Source organism: Rathayibacter sp. AY1D1, from assembly GCF_002932635.1.
In the GTDB taxonomy this organism is placed as follows: Bacteria; Actinomycetota; Actinomycetes; order Actinomycetales; family Microbacteriaceae; genus Rathayibacter.
In genome coordinates this window covers 1-16282 of record NZ_PSVY01000027.1, presented here as the reverse complement: position 1 = coordinate 16282, position 16282 = coordinate 1, and the positions used below count along the sequence as shown (strand labels likewise).

Here is a 16282-nt window from a genome sequence, read left to right as displayed (position 1 = left end):
CGGGGGAGGCGCTCCGACCCGCGCTGCTGCTCGGAGCGACCGGCTCCCCAGGGCCGTCACGACGTGCTCGCGGAGGAGCCCACCGGCGCGACACGCCCGGGTTGCAGGGGTGGGGCATCTGTGGGAGACTCTTCTAGTTCAAAATTTCCTCTCGGGCGGCGTGCTGCTCGGAGGGGGACACTGCCAGGCAGTGCCGAGACGGCATCGCGGAGGCTCGACCCGAGAGGGCGGCCACGCGGATGCGACGTCGAGGCGGCGGGTAGCAGAACGACAACAACCGACATCTCAACGGTCTCTCCGTGCGTCGTGCGTTCTGCACGCCGATCGGAGCGCCCCAGGGGTGCGGTGCTTTTGACAGAAGAACACTGGTTGCACTTTTCCGGGTCACCGGAGTTCCTTCGCGAGCGCGTCCAATGCGAGACGAGTCCGGCTCCGGCCGGGGGAGTCGCGTACGACGCAATAACAAGAGAGTGAGAGATCACACATGGCGGGACAGAAGATCCGCATCCGACTGAAGTCGTACGACCACGAGGTCATCGACACGTCGGCGCGCAAGATCGTCGACACGGTCACCCGTGCCGGTGCAACGGTGGTCGGCCCCGTGCCGCTGCCGACCGAGAAGAACGTGGTCTGCGTGATCCGTTCTCCCCACAAGTACAAGGACAGCCGCGAGCACTTCGAGATGCGCACCCACAAGCGCCTCATCGACATCATCGACCCGACGCCCAAGGCCGTCGACTCGCTCATGCGCCTCGACCTGCCGGCCGACGTCAACATCGAGATCAAGCTCTAAGGAGGAGTGCCACCATGTCTGTCACTGTTTCCCCCACGCTGAAGACCAGCAAGGGCCTCCTCGGCACCAAGCTCGGAATGACCCAGGTCTGGGACGAGAACAACAAGCTCGTGCCGGTCACCGTCATCGAGATCAGCCCCAACGTCGTGACCCAGGTCCGCACGGAGGAGAAGGACGGCTACACCGCCGTCCAGCTCGCCGCCGGTGCGATCGACCCGCGCAAGGTGAACAAGCCCGCCGCCGGTCACTTCGACGCCGCGGGCGTCACCCCCCGCCGCCACCTCACCGAGGTCCGCACCTCCGACGCCGCCGACTACTCGGCAGGCCAGGAGCTGACCGTGGACGCCGTCTTCGAGGCCGGCACCAAGGTCGACGTCGTCGGCACCAGCAAGGGCAAGGGCTTCGCCGGCGTCATGAAGCGTCACAACTTCAAGGGCGTCTCGGCTTCGCACGGTTCGCACCGCAACCACCGCAAGCCCGGCTCCATCGGCGCCTCCTCGACCCCCAGCCGTGTCTTCAAGGGCATGCGCATGGCCGGTCGCATGGGTGGCGAGCGCGTCACCGTGCTCAACCTCAAGGTGCACTCCGTCGACGCCGAGAAGGGCCTGCTGCTCGTCAAGGGCGCCGTCCCCGGTGCCCGCGGTCGCCTCGTGTTCGTTCGCAACGCCGTGAAGGGAGCGTAGTTCCATGGCTACCTCTGTCGACATCATCGACGTCAAGGGCCAGAAGGCGGGCTCGGTCGAGCTCCCCGCCGCGCTCTTCGACGTCCAGACCAACATCCCCCTCATCCACCAGGTCGTCGTGGCCCAGCTCGCCGCGGCGCGCCAGGGAACCCACAAGACGAAGAACCGCGGTGAGGTCTCCGGAGCCGGTCGCAAGCCGTTCAAGCAGAAGGGAACCGGTCGCGCTCGTCAGGGCTCGATCCGCGCCCCGCACATGACCGGTGGTGGCGTGGTCCACGGACCGACCCCCCGCAGCTACGCGCAGCGCACCCCCAAGAAGATGATCGCCGCGGCTCTGCTCGGTGCTCTCTCGGACCGCGCCCGCGGTGCCCGCATCCACGTGGTCGAGTCCCTCGCCCTCGGCGACACCCCCCGGACCAAGGACGTCCTCGTCCTGCTCGACGCCCTCTCGGTGTCGCGCAACGTCCTCGTGGTGCTCGAGCGCGACGACTACATCGCCGAGCTCTCGCTCCGCAACGTGCCGTTCGTGCACATCCTGCCGGCCGACCAGCTCAACGCGTACGACGTGCTCGTCTCCGACGACATCGTGTTCTCGAAGGGCGCGCTCGACGCGTTCATCGCGGCCAAGTCGGGCGTCGAGTCCAACAAGGAAGAGGTGAACGCATGAGCCAGTCCGCCGCGTTCAACAAGGACCCCCGCGACGTCATCATCTCCCCGGTGGTCTCGGAGAAGTCCTACGGCCTGATCGACGAGGGCAAGTACACCTTCGTGGTCGACCCGCGTTCGAACAAGACCGAGATCAAGCTCGCCATCGAGAAGATCTTCGGCGTCGAGGTCGCGTCGATCAACACGCTGAACCGCCAGGGCAAGACCCGCCGCACGAAGTTCGGCACCGGCAAGCGCAAGGACACCAAGCGCGCGATCGTCACGCTGAAGTCCGGCTCCATCGACATCTTCACGAGCGTCGGCTGAGCCGAAGAAGCGTAGAGGAAACAGACAATGGCTATTCGTAAGTACAAGCCCACGACCCCCGGTCGCCGCGGCTCCAGCGTTGCCGACTTCGCCGAGATCACCCGCTCGACGCCCGAGAAGTCGCTCCTGCGCCCGCTGTCCAAGACCGGTGGCCGCAACAACTCCGGCCGCATCACGACGCGTCACATCGGTGGTGGCCACAAGCGCCAGTACCGTCTGATCGACTTCCGTCGCAACGACAAGGACGGCGTCAACGCCAAGGTCGCTCACATCGAGTACGACCCCAACCGCACGGCGCGCATCGCGCTGCTCCACTTCGTGGACGGCACCAAGCGCTACATCCTGGCCCCGAACAAGCTTTCGCAGGGCGACGTCGTGGAGTCGGGCGCCGGCGCCGACATCAAGCCCGGCAACAACCTGCCGCTGCGCAACATCCCGACCGGTACGGTCATCCACGCCATCGAGATCAAGCCGGGAGGCGGCGCCAAGCTCGCCCGCTCGGCCGGCACCTCGGTCCGCCTCGTCGCCAAGGACGGCCCCTACGCGCAGCTCCGCCTGCCGTCGGGCGAGATCCGCAACGTCGATGCGCGCTGCCGCGCCACGATCGGCGAGGTCGGCAACGCCGAGCAGTCGAACATCAACTGGGGCAAGGCCGGCCGCATGCGCTGGAAGGGCGTCCGCCCGACCGTCCGCGGTGTCGCGATGAACCCGGTCGACCACCCGCACGGTGGTGGAGAGGGCAAGACCTCCGGTGGACGCCACCCGGTCAGCCCGTGGGGTCAGTCCGAGGGACGCACCCGTCGCCCCAACAAGGAGAGCGACAAGCTCATCGTTCGCCGCCGCACCGCCGGTAAGAAGCGCAAGTAGGAGTTGTAGAAGATGCCTCGCAGTCTCAAGAAGGGCCCCTTCGTTGACGACCACCTGCTCCGCAAGGTGTTCACGGCCAACGAAGCCGGCAACAAGAACGTCATCAAGACCTGGTCGCGCCGTTCGATGATCATCCCGGCGATGCTGGGTCACACCATCGCGGTCCACGACGGTCGCAAGCACATCCCCGTGTTCGTGACCGAGACCATGGTCGGCCACAAGCTCGGCGAGTTCGCCCCCACTCGGACCTTCCGCGGTCACGAGAAGGACGACAAGAAGGGCCGTCGCCGCTGACGCGGCGACGAGAAGGAGGAGAGAAATGGTGGAGTCGATCGCACGCGTGCGACACATCCGCGTCACCCCCCAGAAGGCTCGCCGTGTCGTGAACCTGATCCGCGGGAAGCAGGCTCAGGAGGCACTGGCCATCCTGAAGTTCGCGCCGCAGGGTGCGTCCGAGCCCGTCTACAAGCTCGTCGCCTCGGCGATGGCCAACGCTCGCGTCAAGGCCGATGCCTCGAACGAGTACCTCGACGACCAGGACCTGATCGTGTCCCGCGCCTTCGTCGATGAGGGAACCACCCTCAAGCGATTCCAGCCCCGTGCTCAGGGTCGTGCCTTCCGCATCAACAAGCGCACCAGCCACATCACCGTCGTGCTGGCCACTCCTGAGGAGGGGACCAAGTAATGGGTCAGAAAGTAAACCCCTACGGTTTCCGTCTGGGAATCACCACCGACCACGTGTCGCGCTGGTTCTCCGACAGCACCAAGAAGGGCCAGCGGTACAGCGACTACCTCGCCGAGGACGTCAAGATCCGCCGACTCCTCGCCACGCAGCTCGACCGTGCGGGCGTCGCCCGCATCGAGATCGAGCGCACCCGTGACCGGGTCCGCGTCGACATCCACACCGCCCGCCCGGGCATCGTGATCGGCCGCCGCGGCGCCGAGGCCGAGCGCATCCGTGCCGACCTCGAGAAGCTCACGGGCAAGCAGATCCAGCTGAACATCCTCGAGGTCAAGAACCCCGAGGCCGAGGCTCAGCTGGTCGCCCAGGGCATCGCCGAGCAGCTCTCCGCCCGCGTGGCCTTCCGCCGCGCGATGCGCAAGGGCCTGCAGGGTGCTCAGCGCGCCGGCGCCAAGGGCGTCCGCATCCAGGTCTCCGGCCGCCTCGGCGGCGCCGAGATGAGCCGCTCGGAGTTCTACCGCGAGGGACGCGTGCCGCTGCACACCCTCCGCGCGAACATCGACTACGGCTTCTACGAGGCGAAGACCACCTTCGGCCGCATCGGCGTGAAGGTCTGGATCTACAAGGGCGACATCACCAACAAGGAGCTCGCCCGCGAGCAGGCGAACAGCAAGTCGTCGCGCCCGGAGCGCAGCGACCGTCCGCGCCGTGCACCCCGCCAGCAGAGCGAGGCGCCCGTCGCAGCAGGAGTTGAGGCATAACCATGTTGATTCCGCGTCGAGTCAAGCACCGCAAGCAGCACCACCCGGGCCGGTCCGGCCAGGCCACCGGTGGCACCAAGGTGTCGTTCGGTGAGTTCGGCATCCAGGCCCTCACCCCCGCCTACGTGACCAACCGTCAGATCGAGTCCGCTCGTATCGCGATGACGCGTCACATCAAGCGCGGCGGAAAGGTGTGGATCAACATCTACCCCGACCGTCCGCTCACCAAGAAGCCCGCCGAGACCCGCATGGGTTCCGGTAAGGGCTCGCCGGAGTGGTGGGTCGCGAACGTCAAGCCGGGTCGCGTCCTCTTCGAGGTCGCCGGCGTCGACGAGCAGCTCGCTCGTGAGGCCATGACCCGTGCCATCCACAAGCTGCCCCTCAAGGCACGCATCATCAAGCGCGAGGAGGGAGACGCGTAATGGCGATCGGATCCAAGGAGCTCGCCCCCGCCGAGCTCGACACCTACGAGGACGAGCGTCTCGTCACCGAGCTGAAGAAGGCCAAGGAGGAGCTGTTCAACCTCCGCTTCCAGTCGGCCACCGGTCAGCTGGACACCAACGGCCGCCTGCGTGCCGTCAAGCGCGACATCGCCCGCATCTACACGGTCATCCGTGAGCGCGAGCTGGGCATCCGCGCCACCCCCGCACCCGTCGAGGCCCCGGCCAAGGCGGAGAAGAAGCCCAAGACCAAGAAGGCCGCCAAGGCCGAGGTCGAGGCGACCGAGTCGAACGAGGAGGCCAAGTAATGGCAACCGTCAATGACAGCGCCGGCCACGAGTCGGCCGCCCACGACGTGAAGGAGGCGGGCGCTCGCGGATACCGCAAGACCCGTCGCGGCTACGTCACCAGCGACAAGATGGACAAGACCATCGTCGTCGAGGTCGAGGACCGGGTGAAGCACCCGCTGTACGGCAAGGTCATCCGCCGTACGTCCAAGGTCAAGGTCCACGACGAGCTGAACTCCGCCGGCATCGGCGACTCCGTCGTCATCAGCGAGACCCGTCCCCTCAGCGCCACCAAGCGCTGGCGCCTGGTCGAGATCCTCGAGAAGGCCAAGTAGGCCGCGGCCTACTTGAGTTAGCAGGAGAGACACATGCTTCAGCAAGAATCCCGAGTCAAGGTCGCCGACAACACCGGCGCCAAGATGCTCCTCACCATCCGCGTCCTCGGAGGCTCCGGCCGCCGCTACGCGGGCCTCGGTGACATCATCGTCGCCACCGTCAAGGACGCGATCCCCGGTGGCAACGTGAAGAAGGGCGACGTGGTCAAGGCCGTCATCGTCCGCACCATCAAGCAGACCCGTCGCGCCGACGGCTCGTACATCAAGTTCGACGAGAACGCCGCCGTCATCCTCAAGAACGACGGGGACCCCCGTGGCACCCGCATCTTCGGACCGGTCGGTCGCGAGCTCCGCGACAAGAAGTTCATGAAGATCGTCTCGCTGGCACCGGAGGTTATCTAGTCATGGCCAAGATCAAGAAGGGTGACCTCGTCCAGGTCATCTCGGGCGCTACCCAGGCCCGCGGTGGAGACCGCGGCAAGCAGGGCAAGGTCCTCGAGGTGCTGGTCGAGCGCAACCGCGTCGTCGTCGAGGGCGTGAACTTCGTCAAGAAGCACGTCCGCGTCGGCCAGACGCAGCGCGGCTCGAAGGAGGGCGGCATCGAGACCGTCGAGGCCTCGATCCACATCTCCAACGTCGCGCTCGTCGACCCGAAGACCAAGAAGCCGACCCGGGTCGGCCACCGCAACGTGGCCGTCACCAAGGACGGCGTGACCAAGACCGTTCGCGTGCGCTACGCGAAGGCGTCGGGTGAGGAACTGTAATGACTGACACCACCGCAGTGGCTGCGAAGGTTCAGCCGCGGCTCAAGGCCAAGTACCAGGCCGACATCATCCCCGCTCTCAAGGAGCAGTTCGGCTTCGGCAACGTCCACCAGGTCCCCGGCCTGGTCAAGGTCGTCGTCAACACCGGTGTCGGTGAGGCCGCCCGCGACGGCAAGATCATCGACGGCGCGGTCAAGGACCTCACCGCCATCACCGGTCAGAAGCCGCAGGTCACCAAGGCCCGCAAGTCCATCGCGCAGTTCAAGCTGCGCGAGGGTCAGGCCATCGGCGCTCACGTCACCCTCCGGGGCGACCGCGCCTGGGAGTTCCTGGACCGCCTGCTCTCGGTGGCGCTGCCCCGCATCCGCGACTTCCGCGGGCTGTCGGACCGCCAGTTCGACGGCAACGGCAACTACACCTTCGGCATCACGGAGCAGTCGATCTTCCACGAGATCGACCAGGACCGCATCGACCGCGTCCGCGGCTTCGACGTGACCGTCGTGACCACCGCCAAGACCGACGACGAGGGTCGCGCGCTGCTCAAGCAGCTCGGCTTCCCGTTCAAGTCGTCGGACAACGCGTAAGCAGCAAGCCTCGAGGCCGGGGGACGGTGAGAACCGCCCTCCGGCCTCGTCGTGCGTCCGCCGCCGGACCGGTCCGTCCGGAGCCGGCGGCGGGCGCCACGCGGGATCCCCGGATCCCGTGCACGATCGGCCCTCGACCGCAGGACCTCGGCCATGTAGCATGGCTCGTTGGCCTGCGTTCGCGCGGCCGCATGGGCGTCGACGTCGTCGGCGCCGTCCCACACCACAGGTCGTCACTCTTGTAAAGGGTGCCGAAACCAGGCGAGAAAGGCACCATCAGCCATGACCATGACTGATCCGGTCGCAGATCTGCTGACCAGAATCCGTAACGCGAACTCCGCGCACCACGACTCCATCACCCTCCCGGGCTCGAAGCTCAAGGCGAACATCGCCGAGATCCTCAAGACCGAGGGCTACATCGCCGACTGGAAGGTCGAGGAGGCGCGCGTCGGCACGACGCTCTCCATCTCCCTCAAGTACGGCCCGAACCGCGAGCGCTCGATCGCCGGCATCAAGCGGGTCTCGAAGCCCGGACTCCGCGTGTACGCGAAGTCGGCCGAGATCCCCACCGTGCTCGGCGGCCTCGGCGTCGCCATCCTGTCCACCTCGAGCGGTCTCCTGACCGACCGCCAGGCCGAGAAGAAGGGCGTGGGTGGGGAAGTCCTCGCCTACGTGTGGTAACCCCTCATGTCGCGTATTGGAAGACTCCCCATCGAAATCCCGGCGGGCGTCGACGTCTCCGTCGCCGGATCCGCTGTGACCGTCAAGGGCCCCAAGGGCGAGCTGACCGTCTCGGTCGCCAGCCCCATCCAGGTGTCCGTCGAGAACGGCCAGGTGCTGGTCTCGCGTCCCGATGACGAGCGCGAGTCGCGCTCGCTCCACGGCCTCACCCGCACGCTCATCGCGAACGACATCATCGGTGTCACGCAGGGCTACTCCAAGGGCCTCGAGGTCGTCGGAACCGGTTACCGCGTGCTGGCGAAGGGCTCGGACATCGAGTTCGCGCTCGGCTTCTCGCACCCGGTCGTCGTCACCCCGCCCGCGGGCATCTCGTTCACGGTCGAGGGCAACAACAAGCTCACCGTGCACGGCATCTCGAAGCAGGCCGTCGGTGAGGTGGCCGCCAACATTCGTAAGATCCGCAAGCCCGAGCCCTACAAGGGCAAGGGCGTGCGCTACGCCGGCGAGGTCGTTCGCCGCAAGGCCGGAAAGAGCGGTAAGTGATCATGGGACTCGGAACCAGAGGAAAGAGCAAGTCCGCTGCGCGCGGTCGTCGTCACGACCGTCTGCGCAAGAAGGTCGTCGGATCCGCCGAGCGCCCCCGCCTCGTCGTCAACCGCTCGGCCCGCCACGTCTTCGTGCAGGTCGTCGACGACGCTCAGGGCCGCACCCTCGCGTCGGCGTCGACCCTCGAGGCCGACCTGCGCGTGTTCGACGGCGACAAGACCGCCAAGGCCCGCAAGGTCGGCGAGCTCGTCGCCGAGCGCGCCAAGAACGCCGGTGTCGAGGCGGTCGTCTTCGACCGCGGAGGCAACAAGTACGCCGGTCGCGTCGCCGCGATCGCCGATGGAGCACGAGAGGCAGGGCTCAACCTGTGAGCGCCGCAGAGAACAAGGAACCCGAGGTCGCCGCTGTGTCGGAGGCCCCCGTCGAGACCGCTGCGTCCACGCAGCCGCAGCAGGAGGCTCGTGAGCCCCGCCGCGGCGGCCGCGACCGCAACCAGGGTGGCCGCGACCGCGGTGGCCGTGACGCCGAGAAGAGCCAGTTCCTCGAGCGCGTCGTGACCATCAACCGCGTGTCGAAGGTCGTCAAGGGCGGCCGTCGCTTCAGCTTCACCGCGCTCGTGGTCGTCGGAGACGGCAACGGACTGGTGGGCGTCGGCTACGGCAAGGCCCGCGAGGTCCCGACCGCCATCTCCAAGGGCGTCGAGGAGGCGAAGAAGAACTTCTTCCGCGTCCCCCGCGTCGCCTCGACCATCCCGCACCCCGTCCAGGGTGAGGCCGCCGCCGGTGTGGTGCTCCTGCGCCCCGCCGCCGCGGGTACCGGTGTCATCGCCGGCGGTCCCGTCCGCGCCGTCCTCGAGTGCGCCGGCATCCACGACGTCCTGAGCAAGTCGCTCGGCTCGTCGAACACCATCAACATCGTCCACGCGACCGTCGAGGCTCTGAAGCAGCTCGAGGAGCCGCGCGCCGTCGCCGCTCGTCGTGGTCTCGACTTCGACCAGGTCGCGCCGGCACGTCTCGTCCGTGCCGAGGCCGACGCCCTCGCCGCCGCGTCCAACGCGAAGGCAGGTGCCTGATGGCCCAGCTCAAGGTGACCCAGATCAAGTCGAAGGTCAGCGAGAAGCAGTACCAGCGCGACACGCTGCGCTCGCTCGGCCTCAGGAAGATCGGTCAGAGCGTCGTCCGCGAGGACAACGCCCAGAACCGCGGATACGTGAAGACCGTCGCCCACCTGGTGAAGGTCGAGGAGATTGACTAATGGCTGAGACGAAGAAGGCCGCCGCCGCGGAGTCCACGACTCCCGCGCAGGCGACCACCACGAAGGGCGCGGCGGCGCCGGCGACCAAGGAGCACGTGCTCAAGGTCCACCACCTCCGCCCCGCTGCCGGAGCCAAGAAGGCCAAGACCCGCGTGGGTCGCGGTGAGGGCTCCAAGGGAAAGACCGCCGGTCGCGGCACCAAGGGCACCAAGGCCCGCTACCAGGTGCGCGTCGGCTTCGAGGGTGGGCAGATGCCGCTGCACATGCGCACCCCGAAGCTCCGCGGCTTCAAGAACCCGTTCCGGGTCGAGTACCAGGTCGTGAACCTGTCCGCTCTCGCGGAGCTCTACCCCCAGGGCGGCGACGTCACCATCGGCGACCTGGTCGCCAAGGGTGCTGTCCGCAAGAACGAGAAGGTCAAAGTCCTCGGGGACGGCGACATTGCGGTTAAGCTGAACGTCGCGGTCGACAAGGTCTCCAGCTCTGCCGAGCAGAAGATCGTCGCTGCGGGCGGATCCATCAAGTAGCACCAGCAGCTTGTCGGTCGAGCTTGTCACGCCGACTCCCTCCGGGAGCGCGTGGCAAGCTCGACCTGTATCCCGCACCACAGAATTGAGCAGGAGACCTTAGGTAGTGTTTGGCGCCGTTGCGCGGATCTTCCGCACCCCCGACCTCCGCCGCAAGATCGGCTTCACCCTCGCGATCGTGGCGATCTTCCGGCTGGGATCCTTCATCCCTGCTCCGTTCGTCGACTTCAGCGCCGTGCAGGCCTGTCTCGCCGGCAACCAGGGCACCTCGGGTCTCTACGAGCTCGTGAACCTCTTCAGCGGTGGAGCACTGCTCCAGCTGTCGATCTTCGCGCTCGGGATCATGCCGTACATCACGGCGTCGATCATCGTGCAGCTGCTGCGCGTGGTCATCCCTCACTTCGAGACCCTGTACAAGGAGGGGCAGTCCGGTCAGGGCAAGCTCACCCAGTACACGCGGTACCTCACCATCGCGCTCGGCGTCCTCCAGTCGACGACGCTGATCACCGTCGCCCGCTCGGGCGCCCTCTTCGGCAACTCCGGCGTCCCGGAGTGCTCGGCGCTCATCATCACCGACGAGTGGTACTCCATCCTCCTCATGGTCATCACCATGACCGCGGGCACCGGGATCATCATGTGGATGGGCGAGCTCATCACCGAGCGCGGCATCGGCAACGGCATGTCGCTGCTGATCTTCACCTCGATCGCCGCCCAGTTCCCCACCTCCCTGTGGTCGATCGCGCAGTCGCGCGGCTTCGAGACCTTCCTCCTCGTCCTCGGCGTGGGCCTCGTGCTCGTGGTCGCCGTGGTCTTCGTGGAGCAGTCGCAGCGGCGGATCCCCGTGCAGTACGCCAAGCGGATGGTCGGCCGCCGCACCTACGGCGGCAACAACACCTACATCCCGATCAAGGTCAACATGGCCGGCGTCGTGCCCGTCATCTTCGCCTCGTCGCTGCTGTACCTGCCCGCGCTCATCGCGCAGTTCAACCAGCCCGCCGCTGGCCAGGAGGCCCCGGTCTGGGTCACCTGGATCACGAACTACCTCACCAAGGGCGATCACCCGCTCTACATGGCGCTGTACTTCCTCCTGATCGTGGGCTTCACCTACTTCTACGTCGCGATCACCTTCAACCCGGACGAGGTCGCCGACAACATGAAGCGCTACGGCGGCTTCATCCCCGGCATCCGCGCCGGCCGCCCGACCGCCGAGTACCTCAACTACGTGCTCACCCGGGTGACGCTGCCCGGATCGGTCTACCTCGGCCTCATCGCGCTCGTGCCCCTCGTGGCCCTCGCGCTGGTCGGTGCGAACCAGAACTTCCCCTTCGGCGGCACGTCCATCCTGATCATCGTCGGAGTCGGCCTGGAGACGGTGAAGCAGATCGACTCCCAGCTGCAGCAGCGCCACTACGAAGGACTCCTCCGATGACGTCGCATCCGATCGGCTTCCGTCTCCTGCTGATCGGCCCTCCCGGCGCAGGCAAGGGGACCCAGGCCGCTCGGCTGAGCGACATCCTCCGGGTGCCCGCCATCTCGACCGGGGACATCTTCCGCGCGAACGTCGCCAACGAGACCGAGCTCGGTCTCCAGGCGAAGGCCTACCTCGACAACGGGCGCTACGTGCCGGACGAGCTGACCAACGCGATCGTGCACGACCGCCTCCAGGAGGCGGACGCGTCGACCGGGTTCCTGCTCGACGGCTACCCGCGCACCACGGAGCAGGTCGACGAGCTCGACCGCATCCTCGCCGCGGACGACAACCGGCTCGACGCGGTCGTCCAGCTGACGGCCGATCCCGACGAGGTCGTCGGCCGCCTGCTCAAGCGCTCGCTCGAGCAGGGGCGCAGCGACGACACCGAGGACGTCATCCGGCGCCGACTCGCGCTCTACGAGGAGCAGACCGCTCCGCTCATCGACGTCTACGCGGCCCGCGGGCTCGTGGTCGTGGTCGACGGCCTCGGGCCGGTCGACGAGGTGACCGAGCGGATCGTCGTCGCCCTCGAGGGCCACCGCGTGGGCCGCCTCGACACCCCGGCCGCCTGAGCCGTGGCGTTCCGCTCCTCGCTCTACAAGACGCCCGCGCAGCTGCGTTCGATGCTCGCTCCGGGCCTCGCCACGGCCGCCTCGCTCGATGCGGTCCGCGCGGCGATCCGCCCGGGCGTCACCACGCTCGAGCTCGACGCGATCGCCGAGTCGGCGATCGTCGCACTCGGCGGCCACTCGAACTTCCAGCTCGTCCCGGGCTACCGGCACACGATCTGCGCTTCGGTCAACGACGAGGTGGTCCACGGCATCCCCGGCGGGCGCGTGCTCGAGCCGGGCGACGTGGTCTCCATCGACAGCGGCGCCGAGATCGACGGCTGGAACGGCGACTCCGCGATGACGGTGGTCCTGCCCGATCCCTCCCGCCCGGAGGAGGTCGCGGCACGCGCCGAGCTCTCGCGGGTGACCGAGGGATCCCTGTGGCGGGGGATCGCCGCCCTCGCCTCCGCCCGCCATCTCAACGAGGTCGGCGCGGCGATCGAGGAGTACATCGAGGACGAGGCCGAGCGCTCGGGCCGCGTCTACGGCATCCTCACCGACTACATCGGCCACGGCATCGGGCGCACCATGCACGAGGCTCCGCCGGTCTTCAACTACCGGGTGCGCCAGCGCGGCCCCGAGGTGAAGCCGGGACTCGTCGTCGCGATCGAGCCGATGGTCACCGCGGGCAGCGCCGAGACCTTCGTCCGTGAGGACGAGTGGACGGTCGCGACCGAGGACAGCAGCATGGCCGCCCACTGGGAGCACTCCGTCGCCGTGCACCACGACGGCATCTGGGTCACCACGCTCGCCGACGGCGGCGCGGCCGGCCTCGCCCCCTACGGGATCGTGCCGACGCCCTTCGCCTAGAGGCCCCGACGCGGAGCTCCTCCGATCCGATGCGGAGGAGGCTCCTCGTGGCCTCTCGCGCCCGGCGGGGGTCCGCCGGGCGCCCACGAAGCGCGGGAGCGGGAGGACGACAGCGCCCTCCGGCTCCACCCGGAGTGCGGGAGTCGGCTAGCTGTCGATCACCCGCACCAGCTCCTCGATGAAGCCGCCGAAGTCCGTGGAGCGCCGGATGAGTCGCTGCACCTCCGCCCGGTCGGCGAACACCTCGACGAACTGGTCGAACACCGACTGGAAGGTGCTGCGGCCGGCCGAGGCGAACGCGATCATAGCGATCACGTTCACCCGCTGCTCGCCCCACTCCATCGCCGTGTCGTTCACGACGATCGCGATGGAGGTGCGGCGGGCGCTCATCGCCATCGCGTGCGGGACCGCGAGGTTGTCGGTGAACGCCGTGGAGCTCATCCGCTCGCGCTCGATGGCGCCGTCGACGTAGTCCTCGTCGATGATGCCGCCGGCGATCATCCGCTCGCCCAGCATCCGGATCATCGCCGCCTCGTCGCGCGCGTGCACGTTGCGGAAGAACAGCTCCTCGTCGAAGAACTGCAGCAGCTCGTCCTTGATCTGCGCGCGGCGGCGGTGCCGGCGGACGCGGGCGATGGCCCGGCGCACCGTCTCGACGTCGTGGTCGGTGAGGAACGGCTGCACCACCACGACGTCGTCGGACGCGGGGCGCTCGTCGATCGTGGTGATCACGAGGTCGGCGGTGAGCCGGTCCCAGTCGACGTCGCTCCGCGTGATCAGCGAGCGCACCTCCACCTCGGTGCCGAGGGAGCGCTCGACGCGCAGGCGCAGCATGTGAGCGAGGTCGTAGTAGTTGGGGCAGACGATCACGCAGGACAGACGCTCCTCCCGCCGGGACACCCGCTCGAGGAAGGAGCCGACGTGGAGGGCGATGTAGGCGATCTCGTCCTCGTTGACCACGACGCCCCGCCGGCGCTGCAGCCCGCTCGCCAGGAACACCGCGATCTCGTAGGTCATCGGGTAGCTGGTCTTGATCGAGCGGGTGAGCGGGTTGCGAGAGTAGCCGCCCTCGGCGGCCCGGGCGATCAGGTTCCGCACGTGCAGGGCGAGGCGGACGATGAAGCCCTCGTCGTCGAGGTCGACCAGGTACTCGCGGTTGACGTCGGCGACGAGCTCGCGGACGACGGCGAGGTCCTCCGGGTCGAGGTAGTTCTCGACCACGGCGGCGACCGGCTCGTTCTGCCCGGGCGTCGCCACCCGCGTCGTCATCAGGATCGCGAGCTGGGCGAGCTCGGCGTCGGTCAGGCGCGTCGCGAAGTGCCGCTCCACCAGCTCCGCCAGCAGGGCCGCGAGCTCGCCGTGGATCGCGGGGGAGGGGCGGGAGCCGGAGGGGTCCCCGATGCCCCTGGCGACGCGGTCGACGGCGATCGCGATGTGGAGGAGGACGCTGTTCACGCCGTAGTCGTTGATGTAGTAGCCGCGGGTCTCGAGCTCGGCCAGCAGCTCGGTCTTGAAGGCGCCGAGGCCGGGGGAGGCGAACTCGCGCTGGACGTCGTCGAGCGTGAAGACGCCCTGCGCGCTCTCGTCGCGGAACATCCGCGAGATCAGGCGGCGGCGCGCCTCCTCGCTGCCCTCGAGGCGCACCGACGGGCCGCGCCGGACCAGCCCGAGGCCGGCCTCATCGGCGAGGGCCTTCACCCGGCGCAGGTCGGCGTCGACGGTCGACTCGCTCACCGACAGCGCGTCGGCCAGGGCGAAGACGTCCAGGCCCTCGTCGGAGTCGACCAGGCGGCGGACGATGCTGTACAGCCGGTCGCGCGGTGTGTCGGGCTCGACGTCGCGGCTGCGCTGCGCCTCCAGGTAGGCCGCGTACGCCTCGCGCGCGAGCCGGTAGCCGTTCGCGGAGGACTCGACCGGCTCCAGCGGGGCGGCCTGCGCCTTCACCGCGGTGACGTAGCTCCGGACGCTGCGGGTGGTGACTCCGAGCCTGTCGGCGAGCTCGTGCGCCGTCACCCAGCCGTCGGCGCGGGAGAGGTACTCCAGCAGTCGTTCGCGGTTGTCAGGCATCAGGCTCCAGGCGTGCGGTCGGGGCGGGCGCCGGGAGCGCCACGACCCTGCCGCGGGCCCGCAGGACGCGGGCGGCGAGTCGTACGTCCCGTCAGTCAATCACCCCGGCGACGCGCCCGGGAGCCCCCGCGCCGCGGGTGGAAGGGGCCGTCTTCCGCCCCCGCGGAAGATTGTCTGCTGGAGGGTGCCGCCCCTCCGAGGGGATGCTTGGATGAATCACGACCCGGACGCGAGGAGGCGAACGAGGTGCGGAAGATCCTGATCGTCTGCGGTGCAGGCGCGTCGAGCACGTTCCTGGCCCACCGGCTGCGAGCGGGCGCGAAGGAGCGCGGCATGGATGCCGTGTTCCGCTCCGAGACCCTCACCGGTCTCGACCACTCCCTCCCCGAGGCCGACGTCCTCCTCGTGGGGCCGCACCTCGAGTCGCAGTTCGACGGACTCCGCCACCGTGCGGAGCTCGTGGGAGCCGCGGCCGCCCTCCTCCCGCCCGATGTCTTCGGAGCGCACGGTGCCGATGCCGTGCTCGAGACCCTGCCCGTCCTCTTCGCCGCTCGCGCGGTCGTCGCAGGCGCGGACGGGGACTCCTCCACCCGCCCGGTCCGTCCGGGCGAGCCCGACTCCGGGCACCACTGATGCAGTCGCGACTGCAGGATCAAGGAGAAACGTTCATGGTCGAGCGCACCGTGCAGGTTGCATCGTCGAAGGGCCTCCACGCCCGCCCCGCCTCGCTCTTCAGCCAGGCCGCGGCGAAGTCGGGTCAGAAGGTCCTCGTCGCCAAGGGCGACGCGACCCCGGTCAACGCCGCGTCGATCCTCGGGATCATCTCGCTCGGCATCGAGCACGGCGACGAGCTCACCGTCAGCGTCGAGGGCGACAACGAGCAGGCCGTGCTCGAGGAGCTCGCGACCTTCCTCACCACCGACCACGACGCGTGACGCGGAGCGTCACGCAAGGCGGCCGGCCCCGGCGCCCACGGCGCCGGTAGCCGCGGCAGCCCCTGGAGCGTGACGGCGACCCTCACCGGGTCGCATCAGGCGCCTGCGAGACCCGGCCCCGCCGGCCCGCTCGCCTCGGTGGCGGATCGTCGCGGCGGTGGCGGACAGCGACGAGCCGGCGCGCTCCTCCTCCTGGGCGACGCTGCGGGTGC

General features: G+C 68.5%; 26 protein-coding genes. 25 read left to right on the top strand and 1 reads right to left on the bottom strand.

Annotated elements, in window-relative coordinates; all coding sequences use genetic code 11:
- Positions 1-484: 484 nt before the first annotated feature.
- The 23 genes from rpsJ to map all read left to right on the top strand — a co-directional run bounded on the left by rpsJ (position 485) and on the right by map (position 13068).
- Positions 485-793: a 30S ribosomal protein S10 gene (gene rpsJ, locus C5C56_RS14310; RefSeq protein WP_005050520.1), complete on the top strand. Its 309-nt coding sequence runs from the start codon at positions 485-487 to the stop codon at positions 791-793.
- Positions 794-807: 14 nt separating this feature from the next.
- On the top strand, positions 808-1476 hold the full coding sequence (rplC, locus tag C5C56_RS14305) for a 50S ribosomal protein L3 (protein ID WP_104224566.1): 669 nt from the start codon (positions 808-810) through the stop codon (positions 1474-1476).
- Positions 1477-1480: 4 nt separating this feature from the next.
- Entirely contained in the window at positions 1481-2143 is a 663-nt protein-coding gene (rplD, locus tag C5C56_RS14300; RefSeq protein WP_104224565.1) for a 50S ribosomal protein L4, read from the top strand.
- A complete protein-coding gene (gene rplW / locus C5C56_RS14295; protein WP_068209445.1) occupies positions 2140-2448 on the top strand; it encodes a 50S ribosomal protein L23 in 309 nt (102 codons plus the stop codon). The genes rplD and rplW overlap by 4 nt, the downstream gene beginning before the upstream one ends.
- Before the next feature lie 27 nt (positions 2449-2475).
- Positions 2476-3315, top strand: coding sequence for a 50S ribosomal protein L2 (gene rplB / locus C5C56_RS14290; RefSeq protein WP_068251462.1), 840 nt, complete (start codon positions 2476-2478; stop codon positions 3313-3315).
- Between the two features lie 12 nt (positions 3316-3327).
- On the top strand, positions 3328-3609 hold the full coding sequence (gene rpsS / locus C5C56_RS14285) for a 30S ribosomal protein S19 (RefSeq protein WP_055787078.1): 282 nt from the start codon (positions 3328-3330) through the stop codon (positions 3607-3609).
- 25 nt (positions 3610-3634) lie between these two features.
- Positions 3635-4000 carry a 50S ribosomal protein L22 gene (rplV, locus tag C5C56_RS14280; RefSeq protein WP_077221988.1) on the top strand — a complete coding sequence of 122 codons (366 nt, stop codon included), beginning with the start codon at positions 3635-3637 and terminating at the stop codon, positions 3998-4000.
- Positions 4000-4758, top strand: coding sequence for a 30S ribosomal protein S3 (rpsC, locus tag C5C56_RS14275; protein WP_068209439.1), 759 nt, complete (start codon positions 4000-4002; stop codon positions 4756-4758). The genes rplV and rpsC overlap by 1 nt, the downstream gene beginning before the upstream one ends.
- Before the next feature lie 2 nt (positions 4759-4760).
- Positions 4761-5180, top strand: a complete 420-nt coding sequence (gene rplP, locus C5C56_RS14270; RefSeq protein WP_068209436.1) for a 50S ribosomal protein L16 — start codon at positions 4761-4763, stop codon at positions 5178-5180.
- On the top strand, positions 5180-5506 hold the full coding sequence (gene rpmC, locus C5C56_RS14265; protein WP_104224564.1) for a 50S ribosomal protein L29: 327 nt from the start codon (positions 5180-5182) through the stop codon (positions 5504-5506). The genes rplP and rpmC overlap by 1 nt, the downstream gene beginning before the upstream one ends.
- Entirely contained in the window at positions 5506-5820 is a 315-nt protein-coding gene (gene rpsQ, locus C5C56_RS14260) for a 30S ribosomal protein S17 (protein WP_104224563.1), read from the top strand. Before rpmC ends, rpsQ begins: the two co-directional genes overlap by 1 nt.
- A 33-nt stretch (positions 5821-5853) precedes the next feature.
- Complete coding sequence (gene rplN / locus C5C56_RS14255; RefSeq protein WP_104224562.1) at positions 5854-6222, top strand: 50S ribosomal protein L14; 369 nt, start codon at positions 5854-5856, stop codon at positions 6220-6222.
- A 2-nt stretch (positions 6223-6224) separates the two neighbouring features.
- Complete coding sequence (gene rplX, locus C5C56_RS14250; RefSeq protein ID WP_104224561.1) at positions 6225-6584, top strand: 50S ribosomal protein L24; 360 nt, start codon at positions 6225-6227, stop codon at positions 6582-6584.
- A complete protein-coding gene (gene rplE, locus C5C56_RS14245) occupies positions 6584-7168 on the top strand; it encodes a 50S ribosomal protein L5 (RefSeq protein WP_068209425.1) in 585 nt (194 codons plus the stop codon). Before rplX ends, rplE begins: the two co-directional genes overlap by 1 nt.
- 282 nt (positions 7169-7450) lie before the next feature.
- Complete coding sequence (gene rpsH / locus C5C56_RS14240; RefSeq protein ID WP_068209423.1) at positions 7451-7849, top strand: 30S ribosomal protein S8; 399 nt, start codon at positions 7451-7453, stop codon at positions 7847-7849.
- Between the two features lie 6 nt (positions 7850-7855).
- A complete protein-coding gene (gene rplF / locus C5C56_RS14235; protein ID WP_104224560.1) occupies positions 7856-8392 on the top strand; it encodes a 50S ribosomal protein L6 in 537 nt (178 codons plus the stop codon).
- Between the two features lie 2 nt (positions 8393-8394).
- Entirely contained in the window at positions 8395-8766 is a 372-nt protein-coding gene (gene rplR, locus C5C56_RS14230) for a 50S ribosomal protein L18 (RefSeq protein WP_056037296.1), read from the top strand.
- Positions 8763-9467, top strand: a complete 705-nt coding sequence (gene rpsE / locus C5C56_RS14225) for a 30S ribosomal protein S5 (protein ID WP_104224559.1) — start codon at positions 8763-8765, stop codon at positions 9465-9467. The genes rplR and rpsE overlap by 4 nt, the downstream gene beginning before the upstream one ends.
- The gene (rpmD, locus tag C5C56_RS14220) at positions 9467-9649 is read left to right on the top strand and encodes a 50S ribosomal protein L30 (RefSeq protein ID WP_181024623.1); all 183 of its coding nucleotides are present in this window, start codon (positions 9467-9469) and stop codon (positions 9647-9649) included. Before rpsE ends, rpmD begins: the two co-directional genes overlap by 1 nt.
- On the top strand, positions 9649-10176 hold the full coding sequence (gene rplO, locus C5C56_RS14215; RefSeq protein ID WP_104226755.1) for a 50S ribosomal protein L15: 528 nt from the start codon (positions 9649-9651) through the stop codon (positions 10174-10176). The genes rpmD and rplO overlap by 1 nt, the downstream gene beginning before the upstream one ends.
- 106 nt (positions 10177-10282) lie before the next feature.
- Positions 10283-11605, top strand: coding sequence for a preprotein translocase subunit SecY (secY, locus tag C5C56_RS14210; protein ID WP_104224557.1), 1323 nt, complete (start codon positions 10283-10285; stop codon positions 11603-11605).
- Positions 11602-12219, top strand: coding sequence for an adenylate kinase (locus C5C56_RS14205; RefSeq protein ID WP_181028829.1), 618 nt, complete (start codon positions 11602-11604; stop codon positions 12217-12219). Before secY ends, C5C56_RS14205 begins: the two co-directional genes overlap by 4 nt.
- A 3-nt stretch (positions 12220-12222) precedes the next feature.
- Positions 12223-13068 carry a type I methionyl aminopeptidase gene (gene map / locus C5C56_RS14200; protein WP_104319811.1) on the top strand — a complete coding sequence of 282 codons (846 nt, stop codon included), beginning with the start codon at positions 12223-12225 and terminating at the stop codon, positions 13066-13068.
- A gap of 147 nt (positions 13069-13215) precedes the next feature.
- Here the strand turns inward: map and C5C56_RS14195 are convergent, their stop codons facing one another.
- The gene (locus tag C5C56_RS14195; RefSeq protein ID WP_104260916.1) at positions 13216-15135 is read right to left on the bottom strand and encodes a BglG family transcription antiterminator; all 1920 of its coding nucleotides are present in this window, start codon (positions 15133-15135) and stop codon (positions 13216-13218) included.
- A gap of 207 nt (positions 15136-15342) precedes the next feature.
- Between C5C56_RS14195 and C5C56_RS14190 the strand changes: the two genes are divergently transcribed.
- Both C5C56_RS14190 and C5C56_RS14185 read left to right on the top strand, forming a co-directional pair.
- On the top strand, positions 15343-15768 hold the full coding sequence (locus tag C5C56_RS14190) for a PTS sugar transporter subunit IIB (protein ID WP_181065531.1): 426 nt from the start codon (positions 15343-15345) through the stop codon (positions 15766-15768).
- 35 nt (positions 15769-15803) lie between these two features.
- Positions 15804-16070: an HPr family phosphocarrier protein gene (locus C5C56_RS14185; protein ID WP_104224553.1), complete on the top strand. Its 267-nt coding sequence runs from the start codon at positions 15804-15806 to the stop codon at positions 16068-16070.
- Positions 16071-16282: the final 212 nt, after the last annotated feature.

Excerpts from the sequence above, each read along its gene's own strand:
- rpsJ (WP_005050520.1), top strand. The coding sequence starts at position 485 with ATGGCGGGACAGAAGATCCGCATCCGACTGAAGTCGTACGACCACGAG.
- rplC (WP_104224566.1), top strand. The coding sequence starts at position 808 with ATGTCTGTCACTGTTTCCCCCACGCTGAAGACCAGCAAGGGCCTCCTC.
- rplD (WP_104224565.1), top strand. The coding sequence starts at position 1,481 with ATGGCTACCTCTGTCGACATCATCGACGTCAAGGGCCAGAAGGCGGGC.
- rplW (WP_068209445.1), top strand. The coding sequence starts at position 2,140 with ATGAGCCAGTCCGCCGCGTTCAACAAGGACCCCCGCGACGTCATCATC.
- rplB (WP_068251462.1), top strand. The coding sequence starts at position 2,476 with ATGGCTATTCGTAAGTACAAGCCCACGACCCCCGGTCGCCGCGGCTCC.
- rpsS (WP_055787078.1), top strand. The coding sequence starts at position 3,328 with ATGCCTCGCAGTCTCAAGAAGGGCCCCTTCGTTGACGACCACCTGCTC.
- rplV (WP_077221988.1), top strand. The coding sequence starts at position 3,635 with ATGGTGGAGTCGATCGCACGCGTGCGACACATCCGCGTCACCCCCCAG.
- rpsC (WP_068209439.1), top strand. The coding sequence starts at position 4,000 with ATGGGTCAGAAAGTAAACCCCTACGGTTTCCGTCTGGGAATCACCACC.
- rplP (WP_068209436.1), top strand. The coding sequence starts at position 4,761 with ATGTTGATTCCGCGTCGAGTCAAGCACCGCAAGCAGCACCACCCGGGC.
- rpmC (WP_104224564.1), top strand. The coding sequence starts at position 5,180 with ATGGCGATCGGATCCAAGGAGCTCGCCCCCGCCGAGCTCGACACCTAC.
- rpsQ (WP_104224563.1), top strand. The coding sequence starts at position 5,506 with ATGGCAACCGTCAATGACAGCGCCGGCCACGAGTCGGCCGCCCACGAC.
- rplN (WP_104224562.1), top strand. The coding sequence starts at position 5,854 with ATGCTTCAGCAAGAATCCCGAGTCAAGGTCGCCGACAACACCGGCGCC.
- rplX (WP_104224561.1), top strand. The coding sequence starts at position 6,225 with ATGGCCAAGATCAAGAAGGGTGACCTCGTCCAGGTCATCTCGGGCGCT.
- rplE (WP_068209425.1), top strand. The coding sequence starts at position 6,584 with ATGACTGACACCACCGCAGTGGCTGCGAAGGTTCAGCCGCGGCTCAAG.
- rpsH (WP_068209423.1), top strand. The coding sequence starts at position 7,451 with ATGACCATGACTGATCCGGTCGCAGATCTGCTGACCAGAATCCGTAAC.
- rplF (WP_104224560.1), top strand. The coding sequence starts at position 7,856 with ATGTCGCGTATTGGAAGACTCCCCATCGAAATCCCGGCGGGCGTCGAC.
- rplR (WP_056037296.1), top strand. The coding sequence starts at position 8,395 with ATGGGACTCGGAACCAGAGGAAAGAGCAAGTCCGCTGCGCGCGGTCGT.
- rpmD (WP_181024623.1), top strand. The coding sequence starts at position 9,467 with ATGGCCCAGCTCAAGGTGACCCAGATCAAGTCGAAGGTCAGCGAGAAG.
- rplO (WP_104226755.1), top strand. The coding sequence starts at position 9,649 with ATGGCTGAGACGAAGAAGGCCGCCGCCGCGGAGTCCACGACTCCCGCG.
- C5C56_RS14205 (WP_181028829.1), top strand. The coding sequence starts at position 11,602 with ATGACGTCGCATCCGATCGGCTTCCGTCTCCTGCTGATCGGCCCTCCC.
- C5C56_RS14195 (WP_104260916.1), bottom strand. The coding sequence starts at position 15,135 with ATGCCTGACAACCGCGAACGACTGCTGGAGTACCTCTCCCGCGCCGAC.
- C5C56_RS14185 (WP_104224553.1), top strand. The coding sequence starts at position 15,804 with ATGGTCGAGCGCACCGTGCAGGTTGCATCGTCGAAGGGCCTCCACGCC.